Below are 834 nucleotides of genomic sequence, written 5' to 3'. Positions count from 1 at the left end.
GATTATGATTTTAGCTGATAAGATTATAGAAGAAAGAAAAAAGAATGGATGGTCACAGGAAGAACTCGCTAATAAGTTAGGTGTCTCTAGACAAGCTGTTTCAAAATGGGAAAGTGCAGGATCTATACCAGACCTACAAAGAATACTTCAGATGTCTGAACTATTTGGTGTGACTACTGATTATTTACTAAAGGATGAAATAGAAGAAGAACCACTGAATGAATATGTTGAAACAAAAACAATCAAGGTAAGTATGGAAGAAGCCAATCAATATCTTGATATGAAGAGTAGAGGTTCAAGAATAGTCGCCAATGCGACAAGTCTATGCATATTAAGTCCTGTACCTCTTATAGTATTAGGTACAATGACAGAAGATCATATACTTATAGGTTTTAGTTTAGTACTACTTCTTGTATTAGTCGCAATAGCTGTTTATCTATTTGTGAATTATGGATTACACGAGTCGCATATGCAGCATCTAGAAAAAGAAAGCTTTGAAACAGAATATGGTGTATCAGGAATGGTACGTGAAAGAAGAGAACAATATGAACCAACATTCACAAGGAATATTGCGATAGGAGTAGTACTTTGTATTCTTTCTGTCATTCCTACTATAATGGCAGGTGTAATGGAAGTAGAAGATTATATGAGTGGTATATCTGTAGGTCTATTACTTATTATTGTTTCTATTGGTGTCAATATTCTTATTCGTGCAGGTATGATCAAGTCTAGCTATGATACTCTATTGCAGGAAGGAGAATACACAATAGAAGAGAAACATTTGAAAAAGAAGACAGATGCTTTTTCGGGTGCTTATTGGTGTTTGATAGTCGC

Annotated in this window: 1 protein-coding gene; it reads left to right on the top strand. The window is 34.4% G+C overall.

Features of this window, described 5'->3' with window-relative positions; translation table 11 throughout:
• Nucleotides 1-834 (top strand): helix-turn-helix domain-containing protein (locus B2S90_RS02720; RefSeq protein WP_286696509.1); only part of this gene is annotated, 834 nt, incomplete at both ends.

Origin of the sequence: Catenibacterium sp. UBA627 (genome assembly GCF_002299355.1) — a bacterium.
GTDB lineage: Bacteria > Bacillota_I > Bacilli_A > Erysipelotrichales > Coprobacillaceae > Catenibacterium > Catenibacterium mitsuoka.
This window is presented reverse-complemented; position numbering and strand designations above follow the sequence as displayed.